Raw genomic sequence first — 14,294 nt, 5'->3', positions numbered from 1 at the left:
TTGTTCCCCATGGTCAGCAATCGGCGTTTGCAGCACAAGGCCGCCGGGATGGAGGAATTCCTGCGCGTCGCGGAAGCGTTGAGCTTCAGCCGGGCGGCGGAATCGCTTGGTCAGGCATCCTCGGCCACGTCCAAATCGATCGCCCGCTTGGAGGACAGGCTGGGCGTGCGCCTGTTTCACCGCACCACGCGCAGCGTAAAACTGACGGAGGAGGGGAGCCTGCTTTATGCGCGGGCCAGCAGGTGGGCGGATGAACTGGACGACATGCAGAGCGCGCTTCTGAAAGACCCGGACGAACTCAGTGGCGTGATCCGCCTCGAAATGCCGGTCTCGCTCGGGCGCGCGCTCATCCTGCCCTTGCTCGGTCGCTTTCTTGCGGATCATCCGAAGCTCAAGGTCGAGGTTCGCATGAATGACCATCATGTGAACCTTATCGCGGAAGGCGCCGATCTGGCTTTGCGCGTGGGCCATCTCTCAAACGAGGATCTGGTCGCAAAACCGCTCGGATTTCTGCGTCAGGGAACCTATGCATGCCCGGACTGCCTGATCCGCCATGGTCGTCCGCAGGTGCCGAACGACCTTCTTTCGCATCGGCTGATCGCCTACCTGCCGCCCTCTGGCCGGCACCGACCCATGGTCTACGCGGCTGCCGGACGCGATATTGCAATCGACACCCGCGGGGCCGTCGCCACCTTCACCAATGGCGAGGCGCTGGTTGATGCTGCGATCGCAGGCATCGGTATCGCGCAAGCCCCGGAGATCTACGCGCGCCAGGCTGTGCGCGCCGGCGCTCTGGTCCAGGTCTTGAGCGGCCAGGACGCGCCCGGCACCCCGGTCCATCTCGTCCATCCTCCCCGCCGTCAACTCCCGCGGCGTGTCCGCGCCTTCAGGGATTATATCGGCGAGGCCCTCTTGAGCGAAAGCGCACTGGGTCGAGACAGGGCATCGGTCACGGGGCTTTCCCGCCTGCGATAGCAGATGCAATGCCTACGGCGTGAGCATAGCGGGCGACCGTGGATGCCATCTTTGTGCCCTGGCTTTGGGCATCAGGCAATACGAGCGGCCGAGCGGCAATAATTTTCGCTTTCGGGCTAAGTTTCACCTTCCTGCGGTCGCCGCGCGGATGGTCGCTATGCGCTCCCATTTCGGCCATTGAAGGTGGTCGCTTGGATACCGGAAAGCAGTCGATCAGCTCGCCCTGTCAGCAATGCGGTGCGAGCGAGCGTGGATTTATCGTTAGGCCCCGGATTTGACCTGACGTGAACATGGCACCAGAGCGGCAATTATTTCCGCATCCACGCCAGCGCAAGGAGTGTGAATCGCGACGACAGATTTTGTGGATCGCTCTAGCCGCGCCGCTCAGGTTAAAGACATGCCGCAGCAGGCCATCTCTTCTTTGAAGGCAGCCGTTAAGGAGAGTTTATTCGTGCCGGAATGACGCGCGGCACTGACCATATGACAATGGCGACCTCGATTACGCCCTATGGATGTTTTTCGAAGGCTCTTGCAAGTTCTGATAAGCGAGCCCATATTCACTGAAGTGGCAGCCATTGAACGGGCACTGCCACTTTCTGGGCGGCACTCACCCTGGCCCCAATAAAGGAGGACGTCATGTCTTCCGACCTTCATCAGCCGATTAGCAGCTTCGACATCAGCATCGTCAGAAACGCGCTCCGGCATACCGGGTTTCGCTATGAAGAACCACTCTGCGAGCTGGACCGTGGCGCGGCGCGCCATGCGACGACCCTCTACCAGAAGGGCGTCCGCTACTCCGGCGATCTGGTTCCCGCCGTGAACCTCTGGGCAGACAAGGCCGTCCTCGCGCGGCTAAAGAGCGGCAGTCGGGTCACTAGCCTGTGACCCTTTCCTTCCCCAATCCGACCCGTGCCTATGACGAGGCACGCGGTTTCATTCGTTTCATCGGGCATGATGGTCTGAACCAGGTTCTGTTTCTATTGCCTGTCGCACTCTTTGACCGTGAGGGGGCGACCAGCCGCCGGAAAGAGCGCGACTATCTCCTGGCATTCGATCGCCTGCGGGAACGCATCCTGACGACAGCGAAGAAAGCCTATCAGTCTCGGCGACGAAAAACGATCGAACTCGATCTCAGTGCATTCGGGTCGTCCCTCCAGTCGGCGACCTGACGACGCCAATCACAACGCTTGGCGAACTTGGAACAGGAACACGTCATGGTCGATCGTCAGCAATCCACTGCAGTGATCGTCCATGACGACCGCCTCGGGCAGACACTTGGTCTTCGACAATGCTGAAAAAAGATCCTCCAGAGTGTGAGCCAACCCTGGCTGAGGAGGCGCTTCTGCGTCCGCTTCTCCACCGCTCAAGCTACTCGAGCGCGGGACTCCAGGCGCAGTCAGGTGGCAACTACGCAAGAGAGGTCGTGATCATCGACCGCCTTCGCAAGGGAATGGTCATGAGCGATATGCAGGCAGCCATCTGGGAGACTGTCGTCTTCAGTCACGCTGCGGCTCTGTCGCGCTGGGAGGGCGAGGGCGGGAGTCCGTGCGGTGGCGATCAGGCCGTTACGCCCGAGAAGCGAGGCATCTGATGGAGCCTTCGGACAAGGTGATCATACTGGCTGACATCCGTAAAAAGCGGATCGCGTCTGCGACGTGTCGGCCGAACGTCTTCGACATCAGGTCAGGGGCCGGGAAGCGGCCGGATTGCAGAATCCATCCGTTTACACAGCCCTTAGTCCCGGCTCTGGAATGCCGAACTCCGCCAGGGTCGCGTCGCCCTGGAACGGGACCTGGAGGCTACGGGACCCGCGTAATCCCGACGCGCGTGAATCCACCATGCGGCCGCGCTGTGCGTCCCTGGCCAATTTGGCGAGACCTCGCCACCATGTTCTGGAGGGAACGCAGATGAGCAGACCGATACGCATCGCCTTCATTGGCAATTCTCTTCCCCGCCAATGCGGGATAGCGACTTTTACCGGCGACCTCTCCCAGGCACTGGTCGACGCGGTCGAGCCCGTGCAGGCGAGCATTGTCGCCGTGACGGATGCCAGGCAGAGTTACTCCTATCCTGACGATGTGATCTTCGAGATCCGTGAGGAAGAAGTCGAAGACTATGTGACGGCCGCGCAGGTTCTGAACGAAGGTCGGTTCGATGTGGTTTCGCTGCAGCACGAATTCGGCATCTTCGGCGGTGACGACGGCGAGTTTATCCTCACGCTACTGGAAAATCTGCGCATTCCGCTCGTCACCACCTGCCACACCATCCTTGCCGAACCGACACCGTCCCAACACCGCATCCTGCAGAAGGTCGCGGCGCAGTCCAGCCGTGTCGTCGTGATGGCCGAGAAGGGACGCACGCTGCTTACGGAAATCTATGGCATCGCCCCCCAGAAGATCGATGTCATCGCCCATGGCATACCCGATCGTCCCTTTCATGATCCGGATCTTGCCAAGATCGGGCGGGGTTATGCGGGACGCCCGGTCATCCTGACCTTTGGCCTCCTCTCTCCCAACAAGGGCATCGAGGTTGTCATCGATGCCATGCCAGACATTCTGAAAGAGAGCCCCGAGGCTTTGTACGTCGTCCTCGGCGCCACACATCCGACGCTTCTGCGCCAGCAAGGCGAGGCCTATCGCGACAGTTTGCGCCAGCGCACTGAGCGGCTGGGCGTCGATCATGCCGTGCAATTTCTAAATGACTTCGTCGATCTGCCGACGCTTCTCGACTTCATTGCCTTATGCGACGTTTACGTGACGCCCTATCTGGATGAAGCGCAGATGACGTCAGGAACGCTCTCCTACAGTTTTGGCATGGGAAGTGCTGTGGTCTCTACGCCCTATTGGCACGCCTGCGATCTATTAGGCGACGGCCGAGGCATTTTGGTTCCTTTCGGCGACGCGTCGGCCACGGGTAAGGCAATCTCTACCTTGCTCGGCGATGACGAGGCCCGAACGGCCATGCGCGAGAGGGCCTACGAGGCTGGGCGCGCGATGATTTGGTCGCATGTTGCCACGCTCTACCTCGACAGCATGGCGAAGGCGCGAACTTCCTTTCGACCGAAGCTCGTCAGCGACCTCGTCTCCTTGCGGATCAAGCGCCCACCGCAGCAGACGGCTTTGAAGCTCGGCCATTTGCACACAATGTGCGACGACACGGGCATTACGCAGCACGCGGTATTCTCCGTGCCCGACAGGTCGCATGGCTACTGCGTCGACGACAACGCGCGAGCCCTACTTCTGTCCTCACTCCTCTCGGCCATCGGCGAAACTGGCATCGCTGACCGCATGACGGCCTCCTTCGCAGCCTTCGTCGAACACGCCTGGAACCCCGACACCGGTCGCTTCAGAAACTTCATGAGCTACGACCGCCGCTGGCTCGAAGACGAGGGCTCCGAAGATAGTCATGGTCGAACCCTCTGGGCGCTCGGAGCCTGCGCCCTGTCCGATACGGATGCACCGCGCCGTCGGTGGGCAAGTGCCCTTTTCGCCCGCGCGATGTCCGTCACACTCGACTTTCGTTCCCCGCGTGCCTGGGCTTTCACGCTTCTCGGCCTCGACGATTACTGCACGGCCAATCCCAACGACGCTAGCGCACGCATGCTGCGCATACGGCTCGCTGAAAATCTCATGGATCTGGAGCGTCGTGTGTCGACGGACGGGCGCCGTTGGTTCGAGCAGGGGCTTTCCTATGAAAACGCCCGCCTGAGCCAGGCCTTGATCCTGACTGGCCTGTCGACCAAGGTTCCGGCTTTCGTCAAGACGGGTGTTGCGACGCTTGAATGGCTTATGCCTCAGCAGACAGGTGAGAAAGGCCATTTTCGTCCCGTCGGCACCGACGGCTTCTTCGAGGTCGGGCAGCCGCCGAGGCCGTTCGACCAACAGCCGGTCGAAGCGACGGCAACCGTGGCCGCGTGCCTTGCCGCTTACGAGGCGACCTCGGACAAAAGCTGGATAGAGGCCGCCAACAGGGCCTTCGACTGGTTCACCGGCAGCAATGATCACGGCATTTCCCTCATCGACCCGGAAACCGGCAGTTGCCGCGACGGCCTGCATGTGGACCGCCCGAACGAGAACCGGGGTGCCGAATCCGTGCTCTGCTACCTGATCTCCTGCGTCGAACTCGGGCGTGCCAACCAGATGCTGCGCCCGATGCTTCCAAGGGTTGGCGTCAGGCAATCGTCATGAGCCGCTCCACCCACAGCAAAAACTCCGAAAGACCAACATTGCCCCAATCCAGCCTCCTCAACCGGCAGGCCCTCTATCTGAAGCCGGATCCGACACGGGTGATCGTGCGCCCGTTCAAACCATCAACCGAACCGCGGCATCTCAATCCACGCGACAAGACAAGGGCGAATGAAATCGTCGATCGAGTTCTGTCGCTGGACCCCACCTCGACCGCCAACCAGTTGCGCGACATCCTCGACAATTTCGATGGTCGGCATCGCAATCTGTTGCGACAGTTCGAGCTGCGGGCGGATGCGATGGAGGATGCCTTTATCCACCATCAACAGTTCACCCAGCAGCAGAGGCAGTTGGTCGGGGCCTATTTCATGAACGAATACTCGTTCGAGTCCGCCGCTCTGTTCAATCCGAGCATCGTGCCGCATCCCGACCAGTCCGGTATTGGTGAGGGAAGCCGGAGGGTGATCCTCAGTCTGAGGGCCGTAGGCGAAGGACATATCTCCTCGCTTACCTTCCGCTCTGGCGTGATCGACCCGGAGGGGGCCGTCACCATCGATGCGCCGACGCAAATGGCGGTGTTGCCCCACATTCATGCGAATGACGGCCTCGCTCCCGCCGGCTGCATCGGGATTAGCTTCAAGGAGGAAAGCGATCTCAGCGAGCGGGTCATATTCCCGGTGACCGAGGCCCAAGCGAACGGCATAGAAGATGCCCGCTTCGTCGCCTTCGAAGACGAAGGCAAGACCATCTACTTCGCCACCTATACTGCCTATAGCGGTTCTTCGATCCGCTCGGAACTCCTGGAAACGACCGATTTCCTCAACTTCACGCTGACGCCGCTGCGGGGACCTGCCGCCCGCAACAAGGGCATGGCGCTCTTTCCCCGCCGCATCGACGGTCGTTATGCAATGATCGCCCGGCAGGACAGCGAAAACCTTTTCTTGCTCTATTCCGGCGACCTGCATCAATGGGACGAAGGACGTCTCCTGATGAAGCCGGAATTCGCCTGGCAGTTCGTCCAGATCGGCAATTGTGGTTCACCGGTCGAAATCGACGAGGGATGGTTGCTGTTCACCCACGGGGTGGGGCCGATGCGGCGCTATGCAATCGGCGTGACGCTGCTCGACAAGAGCGACCCCAGCATCATCCTGTCGCGGACGGTCGAGCCGCTACTGCAGCCGGAACCGACGGAGCGGGAAGGCTATGTACCGAACGTCGTCTATTCCTGCGGTGCCATGCGGCATGGCGATCTGATTGCCCTGCCATATGCGGTCTCGGACACCTATTCCAACTTCACCACGATGAAGATCAGCAGGCTTCTGGAAACGATGCAACCCACTGGGATGACATGGTGAATGCGGGGGGTACGAGGGGCGCGCCACCAGGCATTCGGCGATGAGCTTCATGCAATTGAAACGGGTCTTCCTCGAAGATATTCTGCCGACCTGGAGCAGGTGCGGCTTCGATGAGACCTGCGGCCAATTCGTCGAATACCTGGAGCTGGATGGATCGCCCCAGAAGGCAGGTGAGGTGCGGACCCGGACGGTAGCCCGCCAGATCTATGTCCACGCCCATGCAGCCCATCTCGGCGTTGCCCCTTCGGCTTCGCTCGATTTGGCCGAACTGGCTTTCGCTAACCTGCACCGGATCGCCTGGGTGAGCGGGAAGCGGGGAGGCTACGTGAGAAGCTTCAATCGCCACACCGATAGCATTACCGATCCCGTTCGCGATCTCTACGACAATGCCTGCGTGCTGCTCGCTCTCTCCTGGCTGCTGACGGCGACCGGCAAGGATGTCTACAGACACCAGATCGACGAGACGATCCAGGCGGTCGACAATACCTTGGGAAATCTCTTTGGCGGCTGGGACGAAGACAGCGATGGCACCCTTCCTCGCCGTCAGAACCCGCATATGCACTACCTCGAGGCTACACTGGCCTTGTGCGAGAACAACCGGACTTCCGCCCATATGAGGTCGGAAGGCAGGGCCTTCGCGCTGCTGCGCGCGCATTTCTTCGTCCGACCGAAGGGGCCGCTGCACGAATTCTTCGGCCCCCAATGGGAGCTTGCCGACCGATATGGATCCGATCGGCTAGAGCCAGGCCATATGTGCGAGTGGGTCTGGTTGACAACTCGTCACGATACGCTCGCTCACAGCGACAACACCAAGACATGCCTGGACTTGTTCTCGACTGCGCTGGCAGTTGGGCGCATGCAGGGCTCGCTTTTCTTGGTCGATACCGTTTCGGCAGATAAGGCGATCAGCCCGTCACGGCGCCTGTGGCCGCAGGTGGAGATGCTCAAGGCTTTCATGGCGCTCCATAAGCGACTTGGCATTCCGGGATATCAGACAGAGGCGGACGACGTCGCCTCTGCAATCCTTGCTGCCTACATGACACGCGTACCGCATGGCTGCTGGCACGACCGTCTCGACCTGAACGGCGCACCCATGGGCAGCACGATCCCGGCAAGCTCGCTGTATCACCTCTGGACGGCGATTGCTGCTTCGGCAGGGGATTTACGGTTAACCTGCTCCACCTGAAACGCAGATTGCTGAAAAGTAGGTGGTGTGGTCTGACTTCCAGAGTCTGGATGGGAGAGCTCAGCCATGGCGACGAAGAACCCTTCTGCCAGCTTTGGGCCGAGATCGACCAAGCTGCCAGACTTTTGAATGTCGGCTCCGGCTTGCGGCACCTCAACTTCAGACAGTCTGCTTGCGGCCCCACAGGGACAATCGCCCTATGCTCCCAAGGCAAGCGCGCCGAGATGTTGGCGGACCCAACTTGCCTCTTGCGAAGCGGTGCGGCGGAAGTGCCGTTTGAAGTCGCGGCTGAATTGAGCGGGGCTGACATAGCCAACCGAGAGAGCCACTTCCGCGATCGTCATGTCCTGTCGTGCGATCATTAATCTGGCCTCATGAAGCCGCATGGCCTTGACGTATTGCATCGGGCTACTGCCGGTCAGCGCCTTGAAATGGGTGTGATAGGATGGAATGCTCATGCCCGCGTCGCTTGCCAGAGCCGAGACGGAGATGTCTGAGCGGTACGTTTCGCGCAGCCGGGCAAGGCTTTGCACGATTTTGCCGGATGTACCTCTCTGCTGTAGCGCCGATATCATCGCCCCACCCTGGGGGCCCACAAGAACCCGATAATGCAGTTCGCGCAAGACGCCTGCGCCCAGCACCGCAGTCTCCACTGGATTGGTCAGGGCTTTCAACAGACGCAGCAACACGTCCAAGATATCGGGTCCCATCTTGCTCGATACGAGACTTTTTGCCTTGGCGGCCGACGTCCCGGATGACCGCTTTTCGATTTCCGAGGCGATCTCGGCGGCTAGCTGCATATCGAATTCCAAATAAACCGCAAGCAGCGGCCGATCCACGCTCGCGACAGATTCCATACGGAACGGAACGGGCACCGAGACAGATAGATAGTGCTCCTCGTCGTAGAGATACACGTCGCCTTCCAGCATGCCTTGCTTTTTTCCCTGCAACACGAAGACGGCCCCGGGCTTGTAGAGCACCGGGACGTCATGAAGCACCGTCTCCGTCCTCAAAATGCGAATGCCTGGAAGTCCCGTCAGGTTGTATCCCTCATCTGCGGCGAGCAGTCCGGCCAGCTCCAACAGCCGCTCACGCACAACCTGTCGGCTTTCGATACTCATAGGATTTGGCAAGGAAGTCATAGAAATTGGTCTCATCAGATCGCGGACAGGAGAGTATCAGTCAAAGACAACAATCAAACAAGGAGAGGAAGTCACCTATGTCCAAGAAGACCTTTTTCATTACAGGTGCCAATTCGGGCTTCGGTCTGGCCATAGCTACGGCAGCCAGCAAACAGGGCCACACGGTTGTCGGCACCATCCGCTCCGAAGCGTCGCGGGCAAGCCTTGCAGAATGCTTGCCTGCCGTCCGCTCTGTTTTGTGCGATGTTACAGAATTTGACCGGATAGCCGATATCGTCGAACAGGCAGAGGCAGACTACGGGCCGGTGGACGTCCTGATCAACAATGCCGGCTACGGCCATGAGGGTATCCTTGAAGAGTCGCCGCTCGAAGAGATGCGGCGCCAGTTCGATGTGAACGTTTTCGGTGCGGTTGCAGTGGCGAAGGCCTTCCTGCCGCGTTTCCGCGAAAGACGTCACGGCTTCATCGTCAACGTCACCTCAATGGGCGGAATGATCACCATGCCGGGCATTGGCTACTACTGCGGCAGCAAGTTCGCCCTCCAGGGCATCTCCGAGGTCATGCGCGCCGAAATGGCGCCATTTGGTGTAAACGTCACCGCGCTCTGCCCAGGCTCGTTCCGAACAGACTGGGCCGGACGTTCGATGATCCGCACGGAAAGATCTATTGCGGACTACGATGCGCTGTTTGGTCCGATTAGGGAGGCACGACAAGAAAAGAACGGTAAGCAACTCGGCGATCCTGCGAAACTTGCAGAGGCAGTCATGGCTCTGATCGAGTCCGACAATTCACCGCCGCAGCTCTTGCTTGGTAGCGACGCGCTCAACCTCGTCTCTGACAAGATTGAGCAACTGCAGCAGGAAATCGAAACCTGGAAACCCGTCACGGTCTCGACTGACGGCTGATAGACGCTGCAACGACTACGGCAGACCGCGCCACCATCCGTGCGTGCGGTTTGCGGCTGAATTGCATATGGCGCTATCCGGTCTCGGTCGATTTATGCTACGGCGCAAGCAGGCTCAGACGACTGCAATCGGCCGGGTCCGGATTTCAGTTTCGTTCAAAGAAGTCGCCGTTGGTGAGGTTCAGTGAATAGGGTCAGATATGCAAGCTGATGCGCGTAGCCGTCACGTTATACTTTCAGGATGTTCGGGAGGCGGAAAGTCTACGCTTCTTGCTGAATTGCACGAGCGAGGCTTTGGAACCATAGAAGAACCGGGCCGCAGAATTGTTCTGGAAGAGCAGGCGAACGGGGGAGGAGCGTTGCCATGGGTTGATCTTGAAGCCTTTGCGCGTCGCGCCATCGAGATGGCCTCAGTCGATCGAACTCGCGCATCTGTTTCGAACGATTGGATCTTCTTTGACCGCGGCCTAGTCGATGCGGCATTGGCATTGGAGCATGCTTCCAGCATCTGCGCAGATGAAATTTTGAGGCAATCGCCACGGTACCACCGTCTGGTATTTCTCACGCCTCCTTGGCCTGAAATCTTCATCCAGGATCGTGAGAGGCGGCACGCCTTCAAAGAAGGTGTTGAGGAATATGAGCGACTGCTCTCAGGATACAGAAGACTGGGATACGGCCCAATCATCCTCCCGAAAATCGATGTCAAAGCGAGAGCTGACTTCGTACTCGAGCGTCTTGGAGTTTGCGGCCAAGTCCGCAACTGACGTGACGGCCGTCCAATCGCGTCGCCTTTGCGCCTTCATTTGAGACGTTCGTCCCCATGCTCTCTTCGCCTACAAGCGGACATAGCTAAGTTTTTGCGGCGATGCGCAGTTCTCCCAGGTGACGACAACCGGTGGGGTGGATCTTCAGCGATGGACGTCTCGCGCTGGGATTGCTAAGTTAGAAATAGATAAATCTGCACGGGGAATTTCGCGATGACGACGATCCGAGTGCTTGTGGCTTTGGCGAGTGTGGCTGGTGTCATGGGAGCCGGGCCAGCGCGCGCGACAAGTGGTCCGGGCTGTCTCGTGGTCGCCCATGTTTCCGATAACGACGCTCTCAATATGCGTGCCCGCCCCTCGGCACAGTCGCGGATCGTAGACGGTCTGGTGCCAGGCGAGCACGGGATCATCCATCTTGACGGTCCTTGCATTCCGCTGTCGCGGCAGTGGGCCAGTCGCTGGTGTCCCATCACGCATTACAATGGCGACCGAACAACTAAGGGCTGGGTGAAGGCCCGCTATGTGCACGATAGCGACTGTCCCTGACATTCGGCGAACGGTTGATTTCACGATGAGTGGGAGGGTAGATGACCAGTCTTTCAAGTGGCCTATCCCGGCGATTGCTTTTGCAGGGCATCGGCCTGGGCCTTGCCTTCATGCCGTTCACGGCGCGGGCTGCCAGCAACGGGATGAAGGAGATCCAGGCGCTTCGGCCCGGTGAATTCACATGGCATCCGGAGCGATCGCCCAACGGCCCCCTGGCGGTGATCGTGTCCCTGCCACGCCAGCGGGTCCACGTCCACCGCAATGGCGTTCGCATTGCCGTATCGACCTGCTCCAGCGGAAAACCCGGTCACGAGACACCCACCGGGGTCTTTGTCATTCTAGAGAAAGACCGCGACCATCACTCCAGCACCTATGACAATGCTCCGATGCCCAATATGAACCGGCTGACCTGGTCGGGTATTGCCCTTCATGCCGGCAATCTTCCGGGCTATCCCGCCTCCCATGGCTGCATTCGCCTCCCGACAGCGTTTTCCGAGAAGCTCTTCGGTGTGACCCATCTGGGCACGCCGGTCATCATTGCCGGGGCACCGGGCGATGCAAGCGAGCTGATCGATCCGGGCCTCGTGCTCGGGGGGCTGGCTGCCGGACAGATGCAGCAGCTTGTCTCCGCCCAGAAGGGGCGAAAGCACCCATCAGACTGGACGGGCAGCGGCGCGCAACCTGTCGTCTCGGTTATAGCATCTTCGTCTGACAGAGTGATCATGTTGACCGAAAACGGCCGTGTCCGGGCACAGGCGCCACTCTATATCAGCGGATCCAGCGCGCTTGGCAGTCACGTCTATATGTTTCAGTCGGCCGATGCGACCGGGGCCCAGTGGATAGACATCACGCGCAGCGTCTCGTCGGGTGCCAATTTCCGCGGCGCGTCCTCACCCCTTGAGCGGTTGACCACCACGCCCGAATTTGCAGCAAACCTGCAGGCTTTACTTCATCCCGGAGCCGTTCTGGTGCTGACGGATGCGCCTCTGCATCCCGATACCCGTTCGGGCCGAGATTTCGTGATCATGTCGTGAGGCAGAGTTTGGTTGTGGGATATTGCCGATCAAGCGTGCCTAACCGAAGACCGCAAAACCCTGCATGATTCGTCCGATGACGCCGAAAAGCATCGCAAGCAGACACAGAGAGATCAGGGCAAAGGCGACCGCGAGATAGGCGACAAGGCGGTTGGCCAGAGCCCGCTGGTCGGTCTGGCCGCGCGCCTCAGTCAGTTTGTGACGCAGTGTCGACGCTGAATATCCAATGCCCACTATCAGTGCGCCGGCAACGAGGAAGACCAATCCGACGATAGCGCTGATACCAAGACTGTCCATCATCTGCCCCGACTTGTCTGCAAGCGGCACGCTCGCCACAATCAGGAACGCAAGTGTTGCCACCAGAAGAGCGCAGACAGTGAAAACGAGCCGGAAGATCGTGCTCAGCATGCCGGTCCCTGTCTGACCATGACCGATCTTTTCGCCTCCTCGGCAAGCGCGTCGGTCACTTGCTCACCGTGCATTGCTCCGCCGCGCCATATGGGTCTGTCAGGGTTGCCGCGGCATCCTCAAATGACACGGATCCACTGCTGCGAAGATAAAAGGTCCCCGGATCTTCAGTCGATAGCAAGGCGCCGACATAGACACTGTCACCGCGCTCCAACCTGACGGCCGGCAGAGGCGTGGCAAATCGATAAGTGACGAATTCGCCACCAGACGAGGCGTCGCATTGAAAGGTCTGGACGGTCGCGGGTTCCTCCAGCAGAAACTCCGCGACCAGCTCTGCCTCCCGGCGTAGATAGGCTTCTTCCACACAGCTGCGCAAATCGTCTTCCTTCCAGCATTCGTCCCGTCCGGAAATCCAGCCGCGCTGCATGGCGCGCAATGTCTTTGTCGCTTGCTCACTGCCCACGTCCAACCCGCTTGCCACCGTTTCGGCGGCCGCAAAACGAACGGCCAGACGCTGATCGAGTTCGGCAAGCGCCGGATCTGTACAGACGAGCTTTTCGGCCGAACTTTCTGCTTTGCCACAATCGAAAGTGGGGCCATCCTGCGCGGCGGCAGCGACGGGCAGGATGCATGGAATGGAGACGATCATGGAAAGGAAATGGCGAGACATTCGAACTCCTTGCTCCAGTCGGAACGGCGATTGTCGACAAGTTTCCAAAAGCTGGAAGGCAATTTCGTTGCCTTCCACATCCGATAAGCCGCTTCCGCGCCTGAGGTATGCGTCTATTCTAATTTTCATTTATGATTGAATAAACGCGTGACTGCAATCATGATGTGTCATTCCACCGCAGGCGTGAGACCAAGGAGGGGACAATGCGCGACACAATATCTGCCGGCGATCAGTCTATTGGACGCGAAGCGCGTTGGTCTTGGCGACGCGACGTCGTCGGGTGGCTCATGTCGGTCCTGCTTCTTTTTGCGGCATCCAGTGCCTATGCCCAGATGGGACCCGACTATTGGCAGGTCACCGGTGTGGCGGCCAACGATCATCTGAATGTGCGCAGTGGTCCGAGTGCGCAGCATCCGATCGTCACCACGGCGCCGAACGGTTTTCGCTTCCGCAACCTCGGCTGCCGGGGAAGCGGGAACAGCCGGTGGTGCCATGTGGAAACGCCAAATGGGCAGATTTCCGGCTGGGTTGCCGGTCGTTATTTGCGGGAGCCTGGTGCGCCCGTCGCTGCGCAAAAACAGAGGGATGATGTTCCGGAATTGCATCTGCGTAACAGCGGTGAGATCGAGGTTCGGTTCAGAAGCGGTTGCACGACACTCTACAATCCGGCCGGTCGGCGAGTTGCGGCTGGATCGTCCTGTTCACGCCAGCAGCTCGGCCATGCGCACGACGCTGTCGACAGCTACATGCGGGAGAACTCTCCGTCCGTCACGCATGGACCGGACCGGACATCTGCCAATGTGAACCTGTCGGGACGAGGAACCTTCTATGGCGGCGACTCCGCCAATGGCTCGATTGTCGGGCATAGGGAAGGTGCCTACGCGCTGATCGTTCAAGCTGACGGCGGCTCGCCTTTGTGCACGGGTCTCATCAAACATGTCCCGGGAAGTGTGGCAAGCGAGGCGGCCTCCGTTCATTGCACGGACGGTGCTCACGGAACTGCCGTGCTCGTCAGGAACCGTTCAGGCCACGGGCTGACCATGACCTTTACGCTCAGCGACCGGTCCGGCGGATATGTTCTCTTCCAATAACGAATCGGACGTTACGGGCGCTGCGGAAGGTTGTC

At 59.6% G+C, this 14,294-nt stretch carries 15 protein-coding genes; 12 read left to right on the top strand and 3 right to left on the bottom strand.

The window, feature by feature from the left end; genetic code table 11:
* Nucleotides 1-9 precede the first annotated feature (9 nt).
* The 7 genes from ACWPM9_RS17065 to ACWPM9_RS17035 all read left to right on the top strand — a co-directional run bounded on the left by ACWPM9_RS17065 (nt 10) and on the right by ACWPM9_RS17035 (nt 7,700).
* Complete coding sequence (locus ACWPM9_RS17065; RefSeq protein WP_484755936.1) at nt 10-975, top strand: LysR substrate-binding domain-containing protein; 966 nt, start codon at nt 10-12, stop codon at nt 973-975.
* A gap of 636 nt (nt 976-1,611) precedes the next feature.
* On the top strand, nt 1,612-1,860 hold the full coding sequence (locus ACWPM9_RS17060) for a hypothetical protein (protein WP_484755935.1): 249 nt from the start codon (nt 1,612-1,614) through the stop codon (nt 1,858-1,860).
* Nucleotides 1,857-2,144 carry a DUF1488 family protein gene (locus ACWPM9_RS17055; protein WP_484755934.1) on the top strand — a complete coding sequence of 96 codons (288 nt, stop codon included), beginning with the start codon at nt 1,857-1,859 and terminating at the stop codon, nt 2,142-2,144. Before ACWPM9_RS17060 ends, ACWPM9_RS17055 begins: the two co-directional genes overlap by 4 nt.
* Nucleotides 2,145-2,398: 254 nt before the next feature.
* A complete protein-coding gene (locus tag ACWPM9_RS17050) occupies nt 2,399-2,566 on the top strand; it encodes a hypothetical protein (RefSeq protein WP_484755933.1) in 168 nt (55 codons plus the stop codon).
* A 316-nt stretch (nt 2,567-2,882) separates the two neighbouring features.
* Nucleotides 2,883-5,162 carry a glycosyltransferase family 4 protein gene (locus ACWPM9_RS17045; RefSeq protein WP_484755932.1) on the top strand — a complete coding sequence of 760 codons (2,280 nt, stop codon included), beginning with the start codon at nt 2,883-2,885 and terminating at the stop codon, nt 5,160-5,162.
* Nucleotides 5,159-6,514, top strand: a complete 1,356-nt coding sequence (locus ACWPM9_RS17040) for a glycoside hydrolase family 130 protein (protein WP_484755931.1) — start codon at nt 5,159-5,161, stop codon at nt 6,512-6,514. Before ACWPM9_RS17045 ends, ACWPM9_RS17040 begins: the two co-directional genes overlap by 4 nt.
* A gap of 40 nt (nt 6,515-6,554) precedes the next feature.
* A complete protein-coding gene (locus ACWPM9_RS17035) occupies nt 6,555-7,700 on the top strand; it encodes an AGE family epimerase/isomerase (RefSeq protein WP_484755930.1) in 1,146 nt (381 codons plus the stop codon).
* 197 nt (nt 7,701-7,897) lie between these two features.
* Here the strand turns inward: ACWPM9_RS17035 and ACWPM9_RS17030 are convergent, their stop codons facing one another.
* Nucleotides 7,898-8,842 (bottom strand): AraC family transcriptional regulator, encoded by a 945-nt coding sequence (locus ACWPM9_RS17030; RefSeq protein WP_484755929.1) that lies wholly within the window; start codon nt 8,840-8,842, stop codon nt 7,898-7,900.
* Between the two features lie 77 nt (nt 8,843-8,919).
* Here ACWPM9_RS17030 and ACWPM9_RS17025 point away from each other — a divergent pair, with 77 nt between their 5' ends.
* The 4 genes from ACWPM9_RS17025 (at nt 8,920) to ACWPM9_RS17010 (ending at nt 12,090) form a co-directional block, all read left to right on the top strand.
* Nucleotides 8,920-9,747, top strand: a complete 828-nt coding sequence (locus tag ACWPM9_RS17025; protein WP_484755928.1) for an oxidoreductase — start codon at nt 8,920-8,922, stop codon at nt 9,745-9,747.
* A 199-nt stretch (nt 9,748-9,946) separates the two neighbouring features.
* A complete protein-coding gene (locus ACWPM9_RS17020) occupies nt 9,947-10,510 on the top strand; it encodes an AAA family ATPase (RefSeq protein ID WP_484755927.1) in 564 nt (187 codons plus the stop codon).
* Between the two features lie 213 nt (nt 10,511-10,723).
* Nucleotides 10,724-11,056 carry an SH3 domain-containing protein gene (locus tag ACWPM9_RS17015; RefSeq protein WP_484755926.1) on the top strand — a complete coding sequence of 111 codons (333 nt, stop codon included), beginning with the start codon at nt 10,724-10,726 and terminating at the stop codon, nt 11,054-11,056.
* A gap of 41 nt (nt 11,057-11,097) precedes the next feature.
* Entirely contained in the window at nt 11,098-12,090 is a 993-nt protein-coding gene (locus ACWPM9_RS17010; protein ID WP_484755925.1) for a L,D-transpeptidase, read from the top strand.
* A gap of 39 nt (nt 12,091-12,129) precedes the next feature.
* Here the strand turns inward: ACWPM9_RS17010 and ACWPM9_RS17005 are convergent, their stop codons facing one another.
* On the bottom strand, nt 12,130-12,498 hold the full coding sequence (locus tag ACWPM9_RS17005; RefSeq protein WP_484755924.1) for a hypothetical protein: 369 nt from the start codon (nt 12,496-12,498) through the stop codon (nt 12,130-12,132).
* A gap of 55 nt (nt 12,499-12,553) precedes the next feature.
* Complete coding sequence (locus ACWPM9_RS17000; protein ID WP_484755923.1) at nt 12,554-13,168, bottom strand: lysozyme inhibitor LprI family protein; 615 nt, start codon at nt 13,166-13,168, stop codon at nt 12,554-12,556.
* A gap of 203 nt (nt 13,169-13,371) precedes the next feature.
* Here ACWPM9_RS17000 and ACWPM9_RS16995 point away from each other — a divergent pair, with 203 nt between their 5' ends.
* Nucleotides 13,372-14,259 carry an SH3 domain-containing protein gene (locus ACWPM9_RS16995; protein ID WP_484755922.1) on the top strand — a complete coding sequence of 296 codons (888 nt, stop codon included), beginning with the start codon at nt 13,372-13,374 and terminating at the stop codon, nt 14,257-14,259.
* Nucleotides 14,260-14,294 lie beyond the last annotated feature (35 nt).

It is taken from the genome of Agrobacterium sp. H141 (genome assembly GCF_057158725.1).
Note: the sequence above shows the minus strand (reverse complement) of the source record. Positions and strands in the feature narration are given on the sequence as shown.